Raw genomic sequence first — 250 nt, 5'->3', positions numbered from 1 at the left:
TTCGCCAGAGTATGGTAAACAAAGCTTTATGAGCAAGCTCGACGAGGAGATTGCAGATCTAAAACGACTCTACCCAAATGCCACATACATCGGGGTAGCTGACGGGGCTAGAGAAAACTGGAGTTATTTGAAACAACATACCTCTGGGCAGATACTCGATTTTTATCATGCATCTGAATATTTAGCTGGAGCAGCGGAAGCACTGTTTCCAACCAGTAAGGCGAAGCGACACCAGTGGCTTGAAGACAGG

The 250-nt window shown here is 46.4% G+C and carries 1 pseudogene; it reads left to right on the top strand.

Annotated features, from left to right (window positions below):
* Positions 1–28 precede the first annotated feature (28 nt).
* A pseudogene (locus AK963_RS30970) lies at positions 29–250 on the top strand (ISKra4 family transposase); the annotation flags it as partial.

Source organism: Endozoicomonas atrinae (genome assembly GCF_001647025.1).
GTDB classification, from domain to species: domain Bacteria; phylum Pseudomonadota; class Gammaproteobacteria; order Pseudomonadales; family Endozoicomonadaceae; genus Endozoicomonas; species Endozoicomonas atrinae.
Note: the sequence above shows the minus strand (reverse complement) of the source record. Positions and strands in the feature narration are given on the sequence as shown.